Origin of the sequence: Nostoc sp. PCC 9305, assembly GCF_963920915.1 — a bacterium.
GTDB lineage: Bacteria > Cyanobacteriota > Cyanobacteriia > Cyanobacteriales > Nostocaceae > Nostoc.
This window is the reverse complement of record NZ_CAWUDN010000064.1, coordinates 1-22446: the sequence shown is the minus strand read 5'-3', so window position 1 is coordinate 22446 and position 22446 is coordinate 1. Positions and strand designations below refer to the sequence as shown.

Below are 22446 nucleotides of genomic sequence, written 5' to 3'. Positions count from 1 at the left end.
TAGCTGCTTTTGTTAAACTCATTCTATTAATCTAAAGGTTACGGTGGGCTATATTATCCACCGCAACCTGATAGATAATTATTAAAAATCAGCTTACTTGTATTCTGGTTATGACTTCTGCCATCCCCGTTTTTAAACCTGTTAGCCAGATGCAGTTAGCACCTGGTAGCACGGTGACAATTCCAGATGTTAGCTGGGAAGAATTTGAATCTATATTACAAGAATTGGGAGAAAAAAGAACTACACGAATTGCCTACAGCCAGGGTACTTTAGAAATTATGGCTCCTTTACCAGACCATGAAATTCCCAAAGATTTAATTTCTGATATTGTCAAAATATTGCTGAAAGCTAAAGATATCAGATATCAACCTTTTGGTTCCACCACCTTTAAACGACAAGGTGTAGCAGGAGTTGAACCTGATGCTTGCTTTTACATTCAGAATTATCAACAAATGATTGGCCATCGCCGCTTGCAACCTGATGATCCGCCGCCAGATTTAGCGATTGAGACTGATGTAACATCAAAAACTACTCTTGATGCTTATGAAGCTATTGGAGTCCCAGAATTATGGGTTTACGATAGTGGGAGTCTTTCTATTTATTTGCTGAGAGATGGGAAATACATAAAATCTAATACCAGTCATAATTTTGAAGATATAGCTATTACTCAAATTATCCCTGCTGCGGTGGAACGTAGTTGGCAAGTAGGAAGTTTTCAAGCTTTAGAAGAATTGGAAGCGATGGTTTAGTAAATAATAAAGTAGCTGCCGGATGGTATAAAAATAATTAATTTAATCTCAAAGATAAGCATTATCGAATAAATTTGTTTAGCTCCTCAACTAAAAGATGTACTGTTGTTGAAGGATTATCACTTTCTGGATTAGAAGGGTTATATTGCTTGAGAAGACTTTTAGCGTGTTTGATGGCAGTAGATTGCCGATTTTCTATTTCTTCATAGATGGTTGCACTATTTTTTTTATATTTGTATCCAAGCAATTTCTCTAATTTATCGATGTAATCCTTGCGAGGAAGTCCAGTATTTAAAAACTCAAAATGCAATACATACCATAACTCAAAAGCTTCATTAGAATAAGCAACTTTAAAACCTTCTCTTTCAGCGTTTGCAATGGCGTTGTTAAAATCTTGCTTAGGCCAATCATCCCTATCAAATACGCACCAAATTTGATCGTAATCTCCTTGAGCTTTTAATTCTTTAGCTTCTTGTACTAGTTTACTTGGATTGTATCCAAATCCTTTAACATCAATTTTCTTCACAGTCGTGGAAACGCGAAAGCTCATGAAGTAATTTGGCTCGGTTTTTTCACCTTCACAAACAATTAAAAATATTTGCCTAAGTTCTCTTGTTTCAACTTTTCTATCGGTATATCCACGAGATGATGATCTCCTTGAATTATTTCTAGGCATTAGGCTCACCAATAAATGGAATAGCACCATATCTGCCTTTAAGATAGTCACTTTCAAAAGAGGCATCATTCCGTATTTTATATTCAACTAAGGAATATAAATCTGTAGCACCATATTTGTTTTTCTCAGTAAACCAAATCTGATCTCTCCGAAAGATTTTATTACTAAGCAAATTGGTGTCATCAGTCATAAATATTAGTTGTGCATTATTAGAATTTGTCTTTTTGGAGTTAAATAATTCAACAATTGCTTTACTGATTAGCGGGTGAAGTCTCGCATCCAATTCATCAAATATCAAAATTTTGCCATATTTAAGAGTATCTACCAAAAGTCCAGCAATAGAAATTATTTTTTTAGTTCCCTCCGACTCTTGATTTTCTAAATCGAAGAACTTTATAGAAACATAATTACCTTTTTTGTCAAATTTTTGATGCCCTGTCTTAATTAAATTTTCTGTTTTAAAATGATAAGAGCTTTGTTCTATAGGAATAATTTCTGCTTGCTTTATTCTTATTTGTTTAATACCTAAATCTAGTTGTTTAATTAACTGAATTATTTCTGATTTATTATCATTATTCCTGGCTAAATAACTTACTGTATGAATCAAATGCTCTTGATCATCTAAACCTGAAACTATATTTACTTTTTTTGTAAGCCAATCTAGTATTCTCTCAGCTATTTCAACATTAAATTGAGCAGCTACTGATAGAAAAAGTGCATTACTCCTAGTTTTTGGGTAAATACCCTGAGCTTTAAACTTTTTAGATAGATATTTTAGCTTACGCGAATTCCCTTCAGAAACTCGCTCAAAAAGAGGAGTTTTCCTTGTGTTAGGAACGTAAGATAGCCACTCAGAAATAACTCTTTTTTGATTAGCTTGAAACCCATATATATACTTTGTAGCATCTAATAGAAACACAATTTCAAAAAAAGATGGTTGTGCTTCAGTTTCTGTACTTAGCTCAAATGGCTCAACTCCTATTTTTTCTGTACTTTGAGTTTCCTTAGAGGAATTAATCATAAACCACTTCATGAAGCTCAAAGCTTTCGCAAGATTACTTTTGCCACTGGCATTAGCACCATAAATTGCAGCACTTTTGAGTAATTTTAGATCATCGTCTATTGCAAAAACGTTGTTTTCATCAAGTTCCTTTTCTTTGGCAACAATATTGGCAGCCACCATACTAAAGGTTACTTTATCCTTAAAGGATCGGTAATTACCAATACTAAACTCTATGAGCATAGTAACTTTTTATCCTAAACAGCATATTTGTGAAACGATCGCAAATATATAAGTTAAGCATAGCGGTTATCGCACATAAAATATGGCTACTCTGACTATGTGATGCCTACAGCGGTAAACTATACACTTTCCCAATTATCGATTTATGCAATCAATAAATTATTTCTGAGAATTACTTCCTCCTTCTTCTCTATCATCAGGTAAATCAATTTTTGGTTGCCCATAATTAGCCAAAGTCACCCCTTCTTCTAAATATATAGCAGAGTATTTGCTCAACCCGATACGCTGTGCAGAGTAAATTCCTGAATGACCTGAAAATAAATAGCTCACTATACAGCCAATACCAATAAATACCCCCGATTCCAGACCAAATAGTTCAATTCCCATTAATGTGGATGCTATAGGTGTATTTGCTGCACCTGCAAATACACCCACAAATCCCATTCCTGCTAAGAGTGGTGCAGGTAATGCTAAAAGCAACGATAAAGCATTACCTAAAGTTGCACCAATAAAAAATAAAGGTGTCACTTCTCCTCCTTTAAAACCTGCTCCTAAAGTTAAAGCAGTCAGACCTAATTTTGCAGCAAAATCCCAAGGAGGTAACTGAGTGAAAAAAGAATCAACAATAGTTGGAATACCAAGCCCAATGTATTTGGTTGTACCACTCAATCCAACAATTACTCCTATCATTGCACCGCCGATAAAAGGACGCATTGGAGGATAAGATATTTTTGTTTTAAATAAGTGGCTAATTTGGTGAGTTACTTTCGCAAAAAATCTTGCGACAATTCCAAAAATTGCACCTGCGATAATGGCAGAAATCAATCCCCAAATTGTGAGCGTCGGTATAGAGGGAGCGTGTCGGTATGCGGTATGATGTAAACCTAATAGTAAGGTGACTTGATTTCCAACGATCGCAGCAATTAAAGAAGGAAAAAGAGCATCATAATGAATCTTCCCAATTGCTAAAACTTCTAGACCAAATACGGTTCCAGCTAAGGGAGTACCGAAAACTGAAGCGAATCCTCCACTGATACCTGCTGTTAAGAGAATTCGCCGATTAGCCCCTTGAAAACGCAATATTTTAGTTAACTGGTCTGCCAAAGAAGCACCCATTTGTAATGCTGTCCCTTCACGACCGGCTGAACCACCAAAAAAATGCGTCAGGTCTGTTCCTAGTAAAACTAGAGGAGCCATACGGAAGGGAATAATATTTTTAGGATTATGAATTTCTTCCAGTAAAAGGTTATTTCCAGCTTCTACAGTCCGCCCAAATTGATGATAAATCCAACCACTCAAGAAGCCGCCAAGGGGAAGCAAGGCGATAATCCAGCGATGTGATTCCCGCCAATCAGTTGCCCATTCTAATGATGCTAAAAGAGCCGCAGAGGCAGTTCCAGCAAGAATGCCAACGACAAAGGAAATAGGCAACCACTTGATTAGATGAGGTAACGCAATAAATGGTTCAAACTGACGAAAGTGTTTCATACCATGACTCCTTGAAGTGCGATTTGTAGACAAATACTTTCTACAGGGGAGTCAGGTAATGCATTTAGCCAAGCCCTACTCTCCCGCAGTCAGCAAGGAAAGTAGGAGCCATCAGCCTTCCAGAAGAGAGTTTATCGCGCTGGAAAGGCGGTTTTGGCGAGCTCCATCGCCGTTGATAGTTTAATCAAATTAATAATACCATTTTTGCTGTGGCTCAATATCTTTGGTATTCTACGATATAGATAAATAATGTGTATCATTGGCGGTATTATATGCTGCCATCATCAGAAACTAATTCTCAGCCTGTTAAAGATTCTCAGACAAAACTAGATCGATTTTTAGTTTGTGGGCTAGGAAGTTTGGGTCAGCATTGTGTTGCAGTCTTGAAAGAGTATGGTGCTATTGTCAATGCTATCGATCTAGAACAACCCAAAAATTTGCAGGTATCAAATTTATCAAGTTTATTAGAACAGTTATTAATCGGAGATTGCCGTCAAACCAGTATTTTAGAACAAGCAAATATTTCTCAGTGCCGAACTGTACTTTTAGTCACTGGTAATGAACGGGTAAATATAGAAGCGGCCTTTGCAGCGAGGCTTTCAAATCCTCAAGTTCGCCTAGTTGTACGTTCTGACAAACAAAATCTCAATGAACTTTTAAGTCAAACACTTGGTAATTTTATTGCCTTTGAACCGAATCAAATTTCTGCTTCTGGCTTTGCTGTTGCAGCCCTTGGAGATGATAATCTCGGATATTTCCAACTGGAGGAACGCCAATTTCGGGTAGTAAAGCGTCAGATTAAAACGAGTGATAATTGGGGCAATAAATGGCGTATATATGAACTAAATACCTTATATCGTCGGGTATTAAATCACGCTAATGATTCATCTCCCTTGCCTAAAGAATTTCATCAGTGGGAACCAGAAGCGAGGTTACACCCAGGTGATACGATTATTTATATCGAAGTCACAGAGCAAGTTAAAAGTTTGAAGCAACTTGCTACTGTGCGTCAATACAACTGGCAGCAGTTATGGCAAGAGATTGTATTAGAGAAAGCTTGGAATAATTTCAAACAGAAAATAGCATATATTTCACGAACATTCTATCATTATCAGAGTTTGCGCGTGGCAATTATCTGTGGACTTACAGTACTTTTTCTTTGGTTTTTTGGAACAATTATCTATATCTTAAATTATCCTGGAACTAATATAATAGAAGCATTTTATGCTATTGCTGTCTTGCTTTTAGGAGGATACGGAGATATATTTGGCGGTGTAAATTTTAAAACGCCACCAGATCCAGCGCAAAATATGCCAGGTTGGTTACGATTGTTTAGTCTCGCACTAACTTTAACGGGTATAGGTTTTGTTGGGGTTTTATATGCGTTGCTAACTGATACTTTGTTAAGTTCAAGGTTTCAGTTTTTCAATAGTTACCAGCCATCAATTCCTCAAAAAGACCACGTTATACTTATTGGATTAAATCGAGTTGGCCAGCGAGTCGCGGCTTTATTACAAGAATTCAAGCAACCTTTAGTAGGTATTAGCAGCACAGCACTAAACGCCGATTTTCTCAACAAAATACCACTGATTATTGATAATATTGCCGATGCTCTAGGCAAGGTAAATCTTGCTAATAGTAAAAGTGTCGTTGTCGTTACAGATGATGATATGGAGAATCTGGAAATAGCTTTGATGGCATACGCTAAGAGTCCTACAACTCGTGTGATTATTCGGACTTACGACCAATATTTTCGTGATAATGTAGCACGGTTGTTTCCTTATGCTCAAGTTATTTGCACCTCTGCTATTTCAGCGGAAGTATTTGCGGCTGCGGCTTTTGGAGAAAATATTCTCAGCTTGTTTAACTTCGATACTCAAACTATTTTGGTAGTAGAGTACATGATTGAGGCTGGAGATACACTGAATGGATTACTATTGGCTGAGGTTGCTTATGGTTATGGAGTTGTACCAATTTTATATCAAAGTCTTAAGCGATCGCCTGTTAAGTTAATGCCTGCCGATCATACACAACTTGCTATTGGCGATCGCCTGATTGTTCTAGCAAATAGTAATAGTCTCCAGCGGATTGAGCGAGGTGAAATGTTTCCTCGAACTTGGCAAGTACAAATCGATAAAGTTTTAGCTCAAGATGCTATTTTTGATGGTGCAAATGAAATAAGTATAATATCGGGATGTAATATTGGCACAGCTAGAGAGTTAATGCATAATTTACCTGGACTGCTACCAACGGCATTATATAAACAACAAGCTCTGCTACTAGTAAGAAGACTTAGTAAATTAAGAGTTACAGCCCGGTTGAAATCATTCGTTGAGGATACAGGGGATTAGGGATTAGGGACTGGGTACTGGGTACTGGGTATTAGAGGATGTTTGAAAAGTCTTGTTGTTGGTAGCAAAAAGTTTTAGATCCCCCTAAATCCCCCTTAAAAAGGGGGACTTTGACTCTGGTTCCCCCTTTTTTACTATCCATTACCCGGATCTTTCTTAACATTCGTGAGAGTATTCACTCAGGCTTTTATAACCCTTATTGGTTCGTTGTTTATTCTCAATAAAAACGCAGTTTTAGCGAGAATATTAAAAGCGAATTTGTCAAGTATGCCTAACTATTCAGTGTCTAAGACGGCTATAGAGCATAGGTTTCAAGATTGTAAAGAAAGATGTGACTAATGGATAGCTTTTTTAAGGGGGGTTAGGGGGGATCTAAACGCTGTGAGGCAACTCTCAAAGACTTGTGTGTACACCGTAGCCTTTATAAGGGAGAGGGATTGAGGGTGAGGTAAAGCAGAGACATAAATTGTATGTTATTTAATTCTTATTCCTTACCCTTTAGGACTTACGCAAAAACCCTCTCAAACTCTCATTCCTCCGTGAACTCTGCGCCCTCTGTGGTTCGTTTTCCGTTACCCGTGCGTAAGTCCTACCCTTCTCCTTCCCTATATTTGTAAATATTTTTTTCTATTAATTACCAGCAATAAGACAGCAGCGATCGCAAACAAGCTCCCAGTTATAAATGTCGCCTTTGCTCCTAGTGTTTGCCACAACCCACCAGCTAGCAAACTAGCAGGTAAAAGGGCTAATCCTACAGCTAAATTCAGGAATCCAAAAGCAGTGCCGCGCAGATTTGCAGGGATACTATTTGCCACTAGCGCCAACAGCAATCCTTTACTCATACCCAAATGCAAACCATAAAGGGCAAACAATCCCCAGACTTGCCAAGGTGTCTGCACAAAAGCAAAACCCAGATACACTACAGCGTATAGGAGAAATCCGCCTACCAGTAGCCCAAATTTACCCACGCGATCGGAAAGTATTCCTATTGGGTAGGCACTGAATGAGTAGGTGATGTTCATCATCATTAATGTCAATGGGATAAGTGAGGCAGAAATACCTGTTTGTTCAGCTCGCAGCAACAAAAAAGCATTACTGGAGTTTCCTAAATTGAATAGCAGGGCCACTACTACAAGTACCCAGTATCCTTTACCCAAACTGCGTAAAGCTTGCCATTGCAGAGGGTTGCTTCGGTTCCCTTGAATTTCACTTGTTTTTGGTTCGCGCACTCCCACTGCTAATAAAGCCACTGCGAAGAATCCAGGGATGAGTGCTAGCCAAAAAATCAGGCGGAAGTTGTTTTGGGAAGCAGCCATCAGGGCAAATGCTGCCAAAGGCCCCAAAAATGCTCCGATAGTATCGAGGGATTGACGCAATCCATAAGCTGCACCGCGTACCTCTGCGTTAGTGGAATCGGCAACTAAAGCATCGCGGGGTGCTACCCGGATACCTTTGCCAATGCGATCGCCAAATCGAGCTATTAACACCCCAGTTGGACTAGTAGCTACAGCAAATAGAGGTTTCACAAAGGTTGATAATCCGTAGCCAAACACCGCTAATCCTTTACGATGTCCCAAGTAATCACTCAATACTCCCGAAAAGACTTTTAAAATTGAAGCTGTCGCCTCTGCAATACCTTCAATGATGCCGACAGTCAAAATATCCGCCCCTAAAACTGATACTAGAAATAAGGGCAACACAGAATGAATCATCTCGGAACTAATATCTGTCAACAGACTGACAAACCCTAAAACCCAAACAGTCCGAGGAATTTTCTGGACAAATTTATTTTGTAGCTGCATATTGCCTATTTCTGCTACATCTATATTGATAAATATGTACACCCTTACAGCCGATTTATTTGCTGCAAATATTTTTGAAAATAGTATTACTACATCAGTTCTATAATTCTTGAGAACCAATAGGTGATTTCTGCATCGCTGAAGGTAGTCAATCGGGCAATTTCTCTCGCTATCTGATAGGCTTTCTCACCTTGAGGATGTTGAGCCAAACCAGCATGATTCAGTAAAACAGTTTTCAAATCCCCTGGATATGCAGGTAAGTGACAATTCCCCTGAGGTTCCATCCTTTGGATAATCGGACTCCAGTCAATGCTGCCAACTTGATAGTTCACATTCATAAATTCTTCTAAATGCAACAGATGTTTCATTAATCAACCTAACAATAAATTAAATTGAATGCAACACTTGTTACAATACGTCTATGGATAGAGAAGCTTGGAACCTATTAGTCTACAAAGTACCCGCACAGCCTTCGACGCAGCGGGTGTATGTTTGGCGTAAGCTTAAGGGATTAGGCGCACTTTATTTACAGCAGTCGGTATGCTTGCTACCACAACGAAAAGACTTGCAGAGCCATTTGGAAGAATTAAAAGCGGATATTATAGCAGGTGGCGGTGAAGCAGATTTGTTAACTATTTGGATTGACGAACCTCAGCAAAATGCTATGTTAATAGAGCGTTTTCAACAGCAGGCAGACCAAGAATATCAAGAGTTTTTGGGGCAATGTCGGGATTTGCATAGCGAATTGAGCGAGGAACGGAAAATAGGTAATCTCACTTTTGCAGAATTAGAAGAGAACGAGGCGGAACTAACGAAACTGCGTTCTTGGTTGCCAAAAATCCGCGATCGCGATTTGTTTGATGCCCCAAAATCCTCACAAGCTACTGAAGCTTTGAAGGCGTGTGAATTAGATTTTCAGCTATTTTCCGAACAAATATATCAAGCACAAGGAATAGACTCAGAATCTTTATAAGTAAATGGATCTTAAATAATTGCGTAGGCATAGCCCAATCTAAGCATCACACTTGTAATCTCTGCCTAGATAAATATATTTATTCCTATAGATAGATGCGTTTTTACTATCTTTTTACTATCTATAAATATTAATTCTATGACTAAAACTTAAGTAGGAAAACCGTACTTATTTGATAGGTTTTCTGTACCATATATCTCAGTTTAGCTGGATAAAATCAAAATGTAGCTGAAGTAATGCTGTTTTCTCAAAAATTTACACAGCATTAGCAGGAGAGCAAAAACATGACAAATCAATTGAAAACGGCTGCAATGCTTGCTGCACTAAGTGGTCTTTTGATAGCAATTAGTTACTGGGTAATTGGCGGTTCTAGTGGTTTGATTATCGGGATTGGCTTGGCAGCAGCAACCAACCTGTTTTCCTGGTATCAATCAGATAAGATTGCCCTAGCAGTATACCAAGCGCAACCGGTGAGTGAAAGGGAAGCACCAGGACTTTATCGGATGGTGCAGAGATTGAGCGATCGCGCTAACATTCCCATGCCTAAAGTTTATATAGTTCCAAGCCTTGGTGCTAATGCCTTCGCTACAGGGCGCGATCCAGAACACGCTGCTGTGGCTGTCACCGAAGGTATTCTAAATATATTGCCAGACGATGAACTCGAAGGTGTTATCGCCCACGAGCTAACCCATATTATTAATCGTGACACCCTCACACAAGCCGTTGCTGCTACTGTGGCTGGTGCGATCTCATTCCTAGCCCAAATGGTTAGTTACAGCCTATGGTTTGGCGGTGGTTCGCGAGATGACAATAGAGGTGGAAATCCAATAGGAGTTTTATTAACAGTCATACTTGCGCCGGTGGCTGCGACAATTATTCAGCTAGCAATTTCGCGCACACGAGAATTTTCTGCTGATGCTGGTTCTGCTAGATTAACTGGTAATCCCCGCGCCTTAGCTAGAGCATTGCAACGCTTAGAAGCTTCAGCAAAGCAGATGCCTTTAAATGCCAATCCAGCTTATGAGCCGTTATTAATTATCAATTCCATCTCTGGACAATTTCTGGGTAACTTATTCTCCAGTCACCCAGCGACAGAAGTGCGAGTTGCAGCATTACTAAAATTAGAGCAACAACTGCCAACAAAAACTTATTAATTAGTCATTTGTCATTAGTCATTTTTCCTTTGTGAAATTAACAATGACTAATGATTAATCATTACAGGGTGCAGTTTTTAAAGAATATATAGATACTGCAAACAATATTGAAGCAAGGAAATTGATACAACGCGATCGCTTAGAAAACTCTTGGGCGGTAATTTAAGATGAAGCCGAGAGAAACTGGCACTTATTGATGAAAGACGTAGTAGACTTCAGCTTTCGCGTGCAAAAGGCGGCTATTGCTGCTTGGGGAAACCTTCAATAAACCCTTATTCAGGGTAACTGAAACTTTTGTTAGGCATAATCAGGATTTGACGTTTATTCCATGTACGAATACACCAACTTCACTATAAGGTGTACCTAAATCTATTCCTATTGGTGCAACTTTCGCAGCAAAGCCACCTACTACGTTCTTAGCTTCACCGTCTGATAATTCCTCTATTTCTGGAGCTTGCAAATTTTTAATTTCTATCGTTTTTACTTTTTTCATATCAACCAATTTTAATATCAGTTCAATAACAGGGTAACAACTGTAATTACAAGAATCAACGAAAACAGTCAGACATCCTACTTTTCCCACCTTTCCTACCTTTTTTCTCTGTACGGATACCGCCACTACCAGAGATTAAACCCTAAAATCTGATTCCTAACCCTAGTGCTGTTGCTAGGGTTCATCGTTGCTAGGCAGCGCTGGGGTGATTAACCACACGCTGGAACTATCGGCGGTCTTGCTACAGCTATCCTTGGTTATTTGGTACAACAGCCTGCGACTAGTGAACAACTACCGCAGCCTAAATAGTCATCTGGGGATTCTCGTTAAAAAAGGGAAAGGGTGCGATGCCTACGGCGGGCTACGCCTACGCAGATAAATATTTTAGGGGGCGTACATCTATCTGTACGCCCTTTTATTATAGCCCGTCAAAAATATCGCTCTTTGTAGACCAAAAATGATTTACTAAACTAAATAGCCTTTACCATAAAAAGCGTAAATATTCAGTACTCTAGGTTTCACAAATAGGAAATAAGCAGTGTTACCAAACAAGCCCCCCGCTAGCAATCAAACTCAACGCTGGACATTTGCTCAACTTTTTGGACTGGTAAAGCGTAATCCCCTAATGATTTCGCAGTGGGTTATCCGCTGGATAGTCGTGGGGACTGCTGGTGGTCTATTTGCGGCATTGTACTGGAATATTCTAGAGTTTTTAACTCACAGACTCCAGCGATTTGAGGGTTTTAGCCTCCTGATAGTAATGCCACTTAGCGGTTTAGTTATCGGTCTGGTGATTCATTTTTTGGGAAATCCCGGTGAAATCGCCGTGATTGTTGATAATATTCATTTTCGTGGCGGACGCCTAGATGTTCGCAAAAATCCTTCAATGATTCTTGCTTCTCTAGTCAGCATCTCAGCAGGCGGTAGTGCTGGCCCAGAAGCGCCACTGGTACAGGTAACAGGTTCTTTTGGTACTTGGATTGCCGATCGCTTAAAACTCCAAGGTGAAGACCTCAGAACCATGAGTTTAGCAGCAATGGCGGCTGGCTTCACTGCCTTGTTTGGCGCACCTCTTGGCGGTGCAATGTTCGCTTTGGAGATTTTGCACCACGAGCATATTGTGGAATATTACGAAGCCTTAATGCCAGCCATTGTTTCGAGTTGCGCTAGCTATCTGGTGTTTGCAGCAATTACACATTTGGGTATTGCCCCCACTTGGCATTTTCCTCAGTATCACTTAGAAAGGATTGATGATTTTGCGATCGCGATCGTGTTTGGAATTATCGGGGCAGTGGCAGGATGGATTTTTATGGGTATTTTTCGGGGCTGCGATGCCTTTTGGCAAGCCGTTTCACCAACTTCTGTTCCCATTTATGTGCGGACAACACTAGCAGGTGTGGGACTTGGCATTTTAGCAGTTTTATTACCCCTTACCCGTTATTTTGGACATGAAGAGTTAGATTCAGTCCTGACTGCTAACTTTAGTGCTGTTTTTCTCTTAACTCTAGCTCTTGGGAAAATGGCTGCCATTAGCATTACGGTAACAGGTGGGTGGCGCGGTGGATTCATCATTCCCCTATTTTTCACTGGTGCTTGCATTGGTAAAGCAGTAGCAGTCTTAATTCCGGGACTCGATCCTGCCCTTGCCATGATTTGTACAATGGCGGCTGTCAACGCAGCCGTAACCCGCACACCGATAAGTACGACTTTGCTACTGTCAAAACTGACTAACTTGAGTCCCTTTACGCCAATCCTTTTTGCCAGTTTGGTTGGATTTTTTCTTGCCCCTAAAGTTCCTTTGATCGCATCTCAACTAAAATCCCAGAGAGAAGCTACGGATTGAACAATTGCCTGAGTTAGCTGCCCAGGCAAGAAAAAGCAATATATGCTAAGATTGTATCAAATTATAGCAATTATTCAAGAGCAATTTAGAATAATTTTGCGCTTTGTTGAGTAAAAAAGCTAAAATCTACGATTTTTGGAGATTTTTAGGTTATGACAACCTCACAGGAGAGGATTATCCCGATTGACTTGCGCACCGAAATGTCGCAGTCTTATCTGGAATACGCCATGAGCGTGATAGTGGGTCGGGCGTTGCCAGATGCCAGGGATGGTCTAAAACCTGTGCATCGTCGCATTCTCTACGCAATGCACGAGCTAGGTCTGCTCCACGATCGCCCCTTTAAGAAATGCGCCCGTGTAGTGGGGGAAGTATTGGGTAAATATCACCCCCACGGAGACACGGCAGTATATGATGCCTTGGTGCGGATGGCGCAGGATTTTTCCATGCGATCGCCCCTAGTTAACGGGCATGGTAACTTTGGTTCGGTAGACAACGATCCGCCAGCCGCCATGCGGTACACCGAATGTCGGTTGCAAGCTTTAACTAGTGCTGGTTTACTCCACGACATTGAGTATGAAACCGTAGACTTTGCTGATAACTTCGACGGTTCCCAACAAGAACCGACAGTTTTACCAGCACGGATTCCCCAGTTATTGCTCAACGGTTCCTCTGGGATTGCCGTGGGTATGGCAACCAACATTCCGCCGCATAATTTGGGCGAATTGATTGATGCTTTGGTGGCTGTAATCCACAATCCAGAAATCACCGATCTCGAATTAATGCAGTATGTCCACGGCCCAGACTTTCCGACTGGGGCGCAGATTTTGGGGACATCTGCCATTCGAGAAGCTTATACTACCGGGCGTGGTTCTATTACCATGCGTGGTGTCGCCAACATTGAAACCGTTGAACAACGGGGACGCCCAGATAGAGAAGCAATTATCATCACCGAATTGCCCTATCAAACCAACAAAGCGGCGCTGATTGAAAAAATCGCCGAAATGGTGAACGAGAAGCGTCTAGAAGGGATTGCAGACATCCGGGATGAAAGCGATCGCGACGGGATGCGAGTTGTCATCGAACTCAAGCGTGATGCTTACCCGCGTGTCGTGCTGAACAACCTCTACAAGCAAACGCCACTGCAAGCCAACTTCGGCGCAAATATGCTGGCGTTGGTGAATAGCGAACCCCAAGTCCTCACCCTCAAGCAGTTTTTAACCGTCTTCTTGGATTTCCGCATCGAATCCATTGCCAGACGCACCCGCTACGAATTGCGAAAAGCCGAGGAACGCGACCATCTCCTGCAAGGGTTATTAATTGCCCTATCTCAGTTAGATCCAATTATTGTCTTAATTCGTCATGCGCCCGATGCGCCGACAGCCAAAGGCGAATTAATCACAACTTATGGACTCTCGGAAGTGCAAGCAGATGCGATTTTGCAGATGCAATTGCGGCGGTTGACTGCCTTAGAAGCAGACAAAATTCGTTTGGAACACGACGAATTACAAGCGAAGATTACCGACTTGCAAGATATTTTGGCACGCCGGGAGAGAGTGCTAGAAATCATTGAAACCGAAGTCGCGCAACTAAAAACTAACTTTGCCACACCCCGCCGCACGGTAATTTTACCAGGGGAAGGGGAATTAGACGATCGCGACTTAATTGCCAATGAAAAAGCGATCATTCTGGTGACAGAGCAAGGTTACATCAAACGGATGCCAGTTAATACCTTTGAAGCGCAAAGCCGTGCTACCAGAGGTAAAGCCGCAGCCAAGGTAAAAGATGATGATACCATTGAGCATTTCTTAACTTGCTGCGATCACGACAGTATTTTATTCTTTAGTGAGCGTGGTGTTGTTTATTGCCTGAGAGCATATCAAATTCCAGCAAGTTCGCGTACCAGTCGCGGGACACCAATCGTCCAGATGCTGCCCATTCCCAAAGAGGAAAAAATCACCTCGATTGTACCTGTTGACGAGTTTAGCAGCGAAGAATATTTGGTCATGCTCACTAAGGGCGGGAATATCAAGAAAACCGAATTGGCAGCCTTTAGTCATATTCGCGCCAATGGTTTGATTGCCATTTCCTTAGAAGAAGGCGACCAACTGCGCTGGGTGCGACGCGCCAGAGTAGAGGATAGCGTAATCATTGGTTCTCGTAACGGAATGGCAATTAACTTCCGGTGCAACCACGAACAACTGCGTCCTTTAAGTAGGGCGACTCGTGGAGTCAAAGCCATGAAACTCAAAAATAAAGATGAACTCGTGGGTATGGACATTCTGCCCGCAGCAATTCTGGAAACTTTGGATGTTATAGAAGCAGAAACTGAAGATATCGAAACAATCGAAACAGAAGATATCGAAATTACCGAAATTACTGAAGAGTCCGCAGAAGTGCCTAGCAGTGGCGTAGTTGGCCCTTGGGTGTTGGTAATTACAATGGGTGGATATGGTAAGCGCGTACCAGTTGCTCAATTCCGGCTGCAAAATCGAGCTGGTCAGGGTTTAATGGCAACCAAGTTCAAAAACCGCAAAACTAAAGACAAGCTAGCAACCCTACGCATTGTCAACAATGATGATGATGAAATCATGATGGTGACAAATCGCGGTATTATCATTCGTCAAGCAGTGAACGCGATTTCTATCCAATCGCGATCGGCAACTGGAGTCAGAGTGCAGCGTTTAGACGAAGATGACGCTATTACCGGAGTAGCAATAGTTCCACCTGATGCTGTCGATGCAGAAGAAGCAGAATAAAAAGCAGGGGGAGAGGTTAATCGCCTTACTCCCCTATTTGATTGCATTCGCTAGCGGCATTTTAATGGGGCTAACCGTAGCCCCAGTAGGTGCATGGTTCCTCGCTTGGATTGCTATAGTTCCCTTATGGGTGCTAGTTGTCACTTCAGCCAAAAGCAAAAACCAATACCCCCCGGCTTTCCTGTGGGGTATTGGTTTTCACGGTGTCGCCCTATTCTGGATTACCGGAATTCATCCGATGACATGGTTGGGCGTTCCGTGGTTGCCGAGTTTGGCAATCACCCTTTTTTGTTGGGGATTTATTAGTGTCTTGGGTGGGGTATTCCTTACTATTTGGGCGGCTGTGATGGTTCGCCTAGCCGGACAAAAACCGTGGTTACGTATACTGATTGGTACAGCCGTCTGGTGCGGTTTAGAAAGTCTGTGGAGTGCTGGCCCTCTGTGGTGGAGTTCCCTTGCTTACACACAAAGTCCACATAATCTCGTAATTGTACATCTTGGTCAACTCTCTGGGCCTAATACTGTGACAGCAGCGATCGTTGCTGTGAATGGGTTGATTGCTGAAGGATGGACGAACCGCAGAGGCACAGAGGGCGCAGAGAGAATTTCCTCTGTGTCCTCCGCGCCTCTGCGGTTCGTTAATAAATACTTAACTACCGCCGCAGGACTATTAATTGCTTTACACCTAATTGGTTTTATCTTATACAGCCGTCCCATCGCCCAACCACCAGAAGCGGCTTTAAAAGTGGGGATTATTCAAGGTAATATTCCTAACCGACTTTTACGAAGTTCCGAAGGGTTTCGTCGCGCTCAAGAAAATTACACCAGTGGGTATATAAATTTAGCAAATCAAGGTGTAGATGCAGTCCTGACCCCAGAAGGAGCCTTACCTATTTTCCAGCGTAATTTGCTGGAAACAGCCTTAGTCGCAGCCGTGAAGGAAAAAGGCGTAGTTGCTTGGATTGGGGCTTTTGGCGAACGGGGAGATAGTTATACAATTAGTTTGTTTACTTTCAACAGTAAAGGTGAAATTGTCAGCCGCTACGATAAGTCCAAACTAGTACCTCTGGGAGAATATATTCCCTTTGAAGGAATTTTAGGGAAAATAGTTCAGCGCTTGTCGCCTTTGGATGCGCACCAAGTTGCTGGTTCAGCAAATCAGCTATTTGACACTCCTTTTGGTCGAGCGATCGCTAGTATATGTTATGAATCTGCTTTTCCCGAACAATTTCGCCGTCAAGCGGCGGCAGGTGGACAATTTATTCTCAGTTCTTCTAACGATGCCCATTACACTGCATCCATGCCATTCCAGCATCATGCACAGGATATCATGCGGGCAATTGAAAGCGATCGCTGGTCAGCACGGGCAACTAATACCGGATATTCAGCCTTTGTAGATCCTCATGGCAGAACCTTGTGGATGTCTGGATATAATACCTACGAAACTCATGCTGAAACAATTTATCGGCGACAGACACAGACTTTATATGTGCGTTGGGGTGATTGGTTAACACCGTTGTTGTTAATCTCCTCTGGAGGAGCTTGGCTGGTAATTTGCGGTATAAAGAAATTGAACACGATAGAATTAGTATTATGAGACGGTTTTTGAGGGAAAACTTTTCAATTTATTAAAATTATGCAGAAATTGGAGTTCAGAGGCGGTGAGGTCGCGCCATTGACCCAATTGTAGGTCATCTAATTGTAAATGAGCTATGCTGACCCTGACCAGTCGCAAAGTCGGAAACCCGACAGCCGCAGTCATGCGCCGAACTTGGCGGTTTTTTCCCTCTGTTAAAGTCATTTCTAGCCAAGCTGTCGGTACATTTTTACGAAATCTAATTGGTGGAGTGCGTTCAGGTAGCTGTGGTTCTTCTGGTAAGAGCCTAACTTCTGCTGGTTGAGTGCGGTAATCTTGAATTTCCACACCTGTTTGCAACCTTTTGATAGCTTCTGCATCTGGAATTCGCTCTACTTGTACCCAGTAAGTACGTTTATGACCAAAACGCGGATGGGCGAGGCGATGTTGCAATTGTCCATCATTCGTTAACAGCAGCAATCCTTCACTATCCCAATCTAAGCGTCCCACAGGATACACATCAGACACATCAATATAATCTTTTAGGGTGCTATGTGTGGGGGCATCTTTTGTAAACTGGCTGAGAACGCCGTATGGTTTGTAAAAAATAATATATCGATAATGATTGGGCATGAGACATTTGACTTCTGAATTCTCTTTTAACAATAGAAGCAGAATTTATAAATCTTACTTTAAACTTATAAGTTATCAAGTGAAAAATCAATCGCGGTTAAAACCACAACCTAAACAACGCATACAAACAGAGAAAGCTGCTAAAACTGAAACAATCTCAATTAGTAATTGAAATGACAAGGGAGCTAAAGCCAAACTCCAAATCAAAAGAATTGTCCCGCTGATCATAGCAGTAATGCGATGAATTTCATCTTTAGTATTGAAAACCAAGAATAATGTTCCTAAACCAATTAATAATAAGACTAAGCTACTCATAAACATCTTCCTGACTTATACTTTTTCTTTGTGAAGCTGGATATACAGCAGAATCCAGGAGTCAAACACTCTTCGTATCAGGCTTTGAGACGAATCGTTGTGTACTTTACCTTCCTTGAAACCTGTTGTATTTAACCCCTGTAGTCCTACCGTTCCTTGGGCGGACTACAGGGCAGTCTTGTTATGTGCATCTGATTAGTTCCCAGCCTCCAGGCTGGGTAGTTCCCAGCCTCCAGGCTGGGAACCCATTCTGGGAGGCTCCGCATCCAGTGCTTGACAAGAGGCAGAAGCCCACTTTAAGTACATTCTCAGCCTGGAGGCTAGGAACAAGACGAAATTATCCAAAGATTTGGGCATCCTTATAAGAACAATATAGTGAAGAGTTGATTATGCCAAGTTCTAAAATCTGCCGACGGTCTTTCTTGTTTTTAGGAGGTGCTGTCTTGGCACAAGGATTAACATTGGCACTCCCCGCAGCCGCTCAAACTGTACAAGTGAAGAGGGGTAAGGTAAATGGTTTCTCTTTTTATCAAACTATTATAGACCTCACCGACCCCAAAACCTTTATTACTATTGGTTTAGCGAATAATGCAACTTTAGCTAATACTAATCAAAAAACTAGTGGTGATGAAGAATTTAATAACCTAGTGGCTCGTCATCGCGCGGCTGTCGTTGCTAATGGTACTTTTTTTGCCAAGAATAGCCAGAAAACAGTGATGGGTAACATGGTAGCGGCAGGAAGATTTATCAAATACAGCCAGTGGGAAAATTTTGGCACTACCTTGGGATTGCGAGTTGGCAATAAACCGGAAATGGTAACAGCACGGGTTGATGGTAAACCGGAATGGAATCAACATTGGTTGTCTATTACCTGCGGGCCTCGACTGTTGAGACAAGGACAAATTTGGCTGAGGCCGGATGTTGAAGGATTTAAAGATCCTGGTGTTTTAGGTACTGGCGCACGAACTGCGATCGGATTTCCTGCTGATGGTAAAAAGCTATTTTTGATAAATTTCGATAGTGGATTAACTTTACAGCAAGAAGCGCAAGCAATGAAAGCAATCGGCTGTCACGAAGCAATGAACTTAGATGGTGGTGCATCGAAAGCTTTTGCTGCTAACGGTAAAATTTTAGTCCCCGCCGGACGCCCACTAACTAATGTGATTGTTGTTTATGATGCGAAGAATCCTGCTCCTGCTGCTTTACAACAATCATGGAGCAGGTTTCAGAAAGGCGATCGCCCCATCATACCTGTTAATTGAGAGTGCTGGAGTGCGTAGGCGTAGCCCGTCGTAGACATCGCTCTTTTAACTTATCCTGCCAGAGTACCGATTAAAAATATTCAAAAATGCCGCTCCTACGCTCGTTGTAGACATCGCTTTTCTAAGCGTCAAGGTATTATGTACTCGAACACCGTGCAGCATACATAAAATCTGAGGTTTTGCATGAAAGTAGCAGTTTTTAGTACAAAAGCCTACGATCGGCAGTTTTTGTCAGCTGCAAATTCTCCTATCCAACACGAGTTAGTATTTTTTGAACCCCGTTTAAACCGAGATACAGCTATCCTGGCTGCCGAATTTCCGGCAGTTTGCGTATTTGTCCACGATCAGGTTGATGCCACAACTTTAGAACTTCTCGCCTCACGGGGAACTCGTCTGATTGTCCTTCGCTGTGCCGGGTTTAACAATGTAGACTTACAAGCCGCAGCAGATTTAGGAATTACCGTTGTGCGCGTTCCCGCCTATTCTCCTTATGGGGTGGCAGAACACGCCGTAGGATTGATTTTGAGCTTAAATCGCAAAATTCATCGTGCTTATAACCGTGTCCGAGAAGGCAATTTTTCTTTAGATGGACTGTTGGGATTTAATTTGCATGAGCGCACAGTGGGAATTGTTGGCACTGGCAAAATCGGTCTGATTTTAGGACAGATTATGAAGGGATTTGGCTGTCACATACTCGCCTATGACGTTTATCGCAATCCAGAATTGGAGGCGCTAGGTGGAAAGTATGTAGAACTACCTGAGCTATTTGCCAATTCCGATATTATCTCTCTGCATTGCCCCCTAACTCCTGAAACCCATCACTTAATTAACACTGAGGCTATAGAAAAAATTAAGCCAGGTGTGATGCTAATTAATACTAGCCGAGGAGCGCTGATTGATACCCAAGCAGTGATTGAGGGATTAAAGTCTGGTAAAATTGGCTATCTTGCTGTAGATGTCTACGAACAAGAATCGGAATTGTTCTTTGAGGATTTGTCTGGGGAAATTATTCAAGATGATATTTTCCAACGTCTGACAACGTTCCCCAATGTACTTATTACCGGACATCAAGCCTTTTTTACAGCAGAAGCTCTCTACAATATTGCCGAAACAACTTTTGCTAATATTACCGATATTGAACAGAGTCGTCCTTGTGCAAATGAAATTCGCGCCTAAACCCTAAAATCCAAAATTGTATTACCTCATAAATTGTTAACACCTTTGCTCCCAGATATAACCAAGGTGCTACACTACATCCATGCTAGGGGTGCCTACATAACGAGGCTGAGATCAAACCCTTAACACCTGAGTCTGGGTAATACCAGCGGAGGGAAGCTGTTTATTGAGGAATTACAATATGCGGACTGAATGGGTTGCTAAACGACGTGGGCAGGTTAATGTATCTCAAATGCACTACGCCCGCCAAGGTGTTATCACCGAAGAAATGCACTACGTCGCCAAACGGGAAAATCTCCCGGCCGATCTCATTCGTGAGGAAGTAGCACGGGGACGAATGATTATCCCCGCGAATATTAATCACACTAACCTAGAGCCGATGGCTATTGGCATCGCCTCTAAATGTAAGGTAAATGCTAATATCGGTGCTTCCCCCAACTCTTCTAATCTTCAAGAAGAAGTGGATAAGCTGAATCTGGCGGTGAAGTACGGTGCTGATACCGTGATGGATTTATCCACAGGCGGCGGTAATTTGGATGAAATTCGTACCGCAATCATCAAGGCTTCCCCTGTTCCCATTGGTACAGTGCCGGTTTACCAAGCTTTAGAAAGCGTCCACGGCACAATTGAAAATCTGACTGCTGATGATTTTCTCCATATCATCGAAAAGCACGCCCAGCAAGGAGTAGACTATCAAACTATCCACGCTGGGATTTTGCTTGAGCATTTGCCTTTGGTGAGAAACCGGCTGACTGGTATTGTCTCTCGCGGCGGCGGAATTTTGGCGCGGTGGATGCTACATCACCACAAACAAAACCCACTTTATACCCATTTCCAAGACATTATTGAGATTTTCAAAAGGTACGATGTCTCCTTCAGTTTAGGAGATTCTCTGCGTCCCGGCTGTACCCATGATGCCTCAGATGAAGCACAATTAGCTGAATTGAAAACCCTCGGACAGCTAACTCGCAAAGCCTGGGAAGATGATATCCAGGTGATGGTGGAAGGGCCTGGACACGTGCCAATGGATCAAATTGAGTTCAACGTCCGTAAGCAGATGGAAGAGTGTTCGGAAGCACCTTTCTATGTGTTGGGGCCATTGGTGACAGATATTGCTCCCGGTTATGACCACATCACTTCAGCCATTGGAGCTGCGATGGCTGGATGGTACGGTACTGCAATGCTGTGTTATGTAACACCTAAAGAACATTTAGGTCTACCAGATGCCGAAGATGTCAGAAATGGGTTGATTGCCTATAAAATAGCAGCTCATGCGGCTGATATTGCTAGACATCGCCCTGGTGCAAGGGATAGAGATGATGAACTTTCTAAGGCGCGTTACAACTTCGATTGGAACCGTCAGTTTGAATTATCACTCGATCCCGAAAGAGCTAAGGAATATCACGATGAAACTCTGCCAGCAGATATCTATAAAACTGCTGAGTTTTGTTCGATGTGTGGGCCTAAGTTCTGCCCGATGCAAACTAAGGTTGATGCTGATGCGCTGACAGAATTAGAGAAGTTCTTGGCGAAAGAGGCTGTGACTCAAAGTTAACAGATTAGACCTCTTGCAAAAGTCAAAAAACCGCTGTAACTGTTATCAACTATAAGTTAAAACTCTTTTAAAACCTTGTTCCCAGTCTGAGACTGGGAATGAGACAAAATGGTTTTGCTTCACGTGAAAGTGGAAGCTGCTACAGGCTGCGCATAACACGGAAACGTTAAAGCGGAAGTTCTTACAGGGAAGAATATTTTGATTTTTGCTCAGTAATATGTGGTTATTTAACAGAGTATTAAAAATACCCCACCTTAACCCTCCCCGTATGTATTGGCTACCGTTGTACACACAAGTATTCTAGAGTTGCGCTACAGGCTTTTGATCCCCCCAACCCCCCTTTTTAAGCAGGGTGGATTAATTGTCGGGAGAGAAAAAGTTTTCTCAGTCGACCATTGGAC

Annotated in this window: 18 protein-coding genes and 2 riboswitches; of the genes, 10 read left to right on the top strand and 8 right to left on the bottom strand. The window is 42.0% G+C overall.

From position 1 onward, the window contains the following. Positions 1–110 precede the first annotated feature (110 nt). On the top strand, positions 111–749 hold the full coding sequence (locus tag ACM0OX_RS22415; protein ID WP_414517185.1) for a Uma2 family endonuclease: 639 nt from the start codon (positions 111–113) through the stop codon (positions 747–749). A gap of 61 nt (positions 750–810) precedes the next feature. Here ACM0OX_RS22415 and ACM0OX_RS22410 read toward each other — a convergent pair whose 3' ends face one another. From ACM0OX_RS22410 to ACM0OX_RS22400, 3 genes are all read right to left on the bottom strand, one after another. Further along, on the bottom strand, positions 811–1425 hold the full coding sequence (locus ACM0OX_RS22410) for an RloB family protein (protein ID WP_414517184.1): 615 nt from the start codon (positions 1423–1425) through the stop codon (positions 811–813). Continuing rightward, positions 1418–2608: an AAA family ATPase gene (locus ACM0OX_RS22405; RefSeq protein WP_414517183.1), complete on the bottom strand. Its 1191-nt coding sequence runs from the start codon at positions 2606–2608 to the stop codon at positions 1418–1420. The genes ACM0OX_RS22410 and ACM0OX_RS22405 overlap by 8 nt, the downstream gene beginning before the upstream one ends. Before the next feature lie 219 nt (positions 2609–2827). Beyond that, complete coding sequence (locus ACM0OX_RS22400; RefSeq protein WP_414517181.1) at positions 2828–4156, bottom strand: voltage-gated chloride channel family protein; 1329 nt, start codon at positions 4154–4156, stop codon at positions 2828–2830. A 95-nt stretch (positions 4157–4251) separates the two neighbouring features. Continuing rightward, a riboswitch (Fluoride riboswitch) is annotated at positions 4252–4336 on the bottom strand. A gap of 92 nt (positions 4337–4428) precedes the next feature. On the opposite strand from ACM0OX_RS22400, the gene ACM0OX_RS22395 reads away from it, so the two are divergent. Next, positions 4429–6507, top strand: coding sequence for a potassium channel family protein (locus ACM0OX_RS22395; protein WP_414517180.1), 2079 nt, complete (start codon positions 4429–4431; stop codon positions 6505–6507). Between the two features lie 605 nt (positions 6508–7112). On the opposite strand, the gene ACM0OX_RS22390 is transcribed toward ACM0OX_RS22395, so the two are convergent. Continuing rightward, complete coding sequence (locus ACM0OX_RS22390) at positions 7113–8309, bottom strand: MFS transporter (protein ID WP_414517207.1); 1197 nt, start codon at positions 8307–8309, stop codon at positions 7113–7115. A gap of 89 nt (positions 8310–8398) precedes the next feature. Continuing rightward, positions 8399–8677 carry a hypothetical protein gene (locus ACM0OX_RS22385; protein ID WP_414517179.1) on the bottom strand — a complete coding sequence of 93 codons (279 nt, stop codon included), beginning with the start codon at positions 8675–8677 and terminating at the stop codon, positions 8399–8401. Between the two features lie 53 nt (positions 8678–8730). On the opposite strand from ACM0OX_RS22385, the gene ACM0OX_RS22380 reads away from it, so the two are divergent. Together ACM0OX_RS22380 and ACM0OX_RS22375 are read left to right on the top strand one after the other, a co-directional pair. Continuing rightward, positions 8731–9282, top strand: coding sequence for a Chromate resistance protein ChrB (locus ACM0OX_RS22380; protein WP_414517178.1), 552 nt, complete (start codon positions 8731–8733; stop codon positions 9280–9282). A gap of 284 nt (positions 9283–9566) precedes the next feature. Further along, on the top strand, positions 9567–10436 hold the full coding sequence (locus ACM0OX_RS22375; protein WP_414517177.1) for a zinc metalloprotease HtpX: 870 nt from the start codon (positions 9567–9569) through the stop codon (positions 10434–10436). 307 nt (positions 10437–10743) lie between these two features. Here ACM0OX_RS22375 and ACM0OX_RS22370 read toward each other — a convergent pair whose 3' ends face one another. Further along, positions 10744–11019: a hypothetical protein gene (locus tag ACM0OX_RS22370; protein WP_414517176.1), complete on the bottom strand. Its 276-nt coding sequence runs from the start codon at positions 11017–11019 to the stop codon at positions 10744–10746. 448 nt (positions 11020–11467) lie between these two features. Here ACM0OX_RS22370 and ACM0OX_RS22365 point away from each other — a divergent pair, with 448 nt between their 5' ends. The 3 genes from ACM0OX_RS22365 (at position 11468) to lnt (ending at position 17125) form a co-directional block, all read left to right on the top strand. Next, complete coding sequence (locus ACM0OX_RS22365) at positions 11468–12772, top strand: chloride channel protein (protein WP_414517175.1); 1305 nt, start codon at positions 11468–11470, stop codon at positions 12770–12772. Between the two features lie 152 nt (positions 12773–12924). After that, positions 12925–15528 carry a DNA topoisomerase (ATP-hydrolyzing) subunit A gene (gyrA, locus tag ACM0OX_RS22360; RefSeq protein ID WP_414517173.1) on the top strand — a complete coding sequence of 868 codons (2604 nt, stop codon included), beginning with the start codon at positions 12925–12927 and terminating at the stop codon, positions 15526–15528. Continuing rightward, positions 15509–17125, top strand: coding sequence for an apolipoprotein N-acyltransferase (lnt, locus tag ACM0OX_RS22355; protein WP_414517172.1), 1617 nt, complete (start codon positions 15509–15511; stop codon positions 17123–17125). Before gyrA ends, lnt begins: the two co-directional genes overlap by 20 nt. Here lnt and ACM0OX_RS22350 read toward each other — a convergent pair. Both ACM0OX_RS22350 and ACM0OX_RS22345 read right to left on the bottom strand, forming a co-directional pair. Further along, complete coding sequence (locus tag ACM0OX_RS22350; protein ID WP_414517171.1) at positions 17120–17737, bottom strand: rRNA large subunit pseudouridine synthase E; 618 nt, start codon at positions 17735–17737, stop codon at positions 17120–17122. The two genes, lnt and ACM0OX_RS22350, sit on opposite strands and share 6 nt — an antisense overlap. 87 nt (positions 17738–17824) lie before the next feature. After that, positions 17825–18052 (bottom strand): hypothetical protein, encoded by a 228-nt coding sequence (locus ACM0OX_RS22345; RefSeq protein WP_335181747.1) that lies wholly within the window; start codon positions 18050–18052, stop codon positions 17825–17827. A 389-nt stretch (positions 18053–18441) separates the two neighbouring features. On the opposite strand from ACM0OX_RS22345, the gene ACM0OX_RS22340 reads away from it, so the two are divergent. From ACM0OX_RS22340 to thiC, 3 genes are all read left to right on the top strand, one after another. Further along, positions 18442–19314: a phosphodiester glycosidase family protein gene (locus tag ACM0OX_RS22340; RefSeq protein WP_414517170.1), complete on the top strand. Its 873-nt coding sequence runs from the start codon at positions 18442–18444 to the stop codon at positions 19312–19314. 183 nt (positions 19315–19497) lie between these two features. Further along, positions 19498–20490, top strand: a complete 993-nt coding sequence (locus ACM0OX_RS22335) for a 2-hydroxyacid dehydrogenase (RefSeq protein WP_414517169.1) — start codon at positions 19498–19500, stop codon at positions 20488–20490. Positions 20491–20567: 77 nt separating this feature from the next. Next, positions 20568–20664: riboswitch (TPP riboswitch) on the top strand. Between the two features lie 7 nt (positions 20665–20671). Next, the gene (thiC, locus tag ACM0OX_RS22330; protein WP_292818366.1) at positions 20672–22045 is read left to right on the top strand and encodes a phosphomethylpyrimidine synthase; all 1374 of its coding nucleotides are present in this window, start codon (positions 20672–20674) and stop codon (positions 22043–22045) included. The last annotated feature ends 401 nt before the right edge of the window (positions 22046–22446 follow it).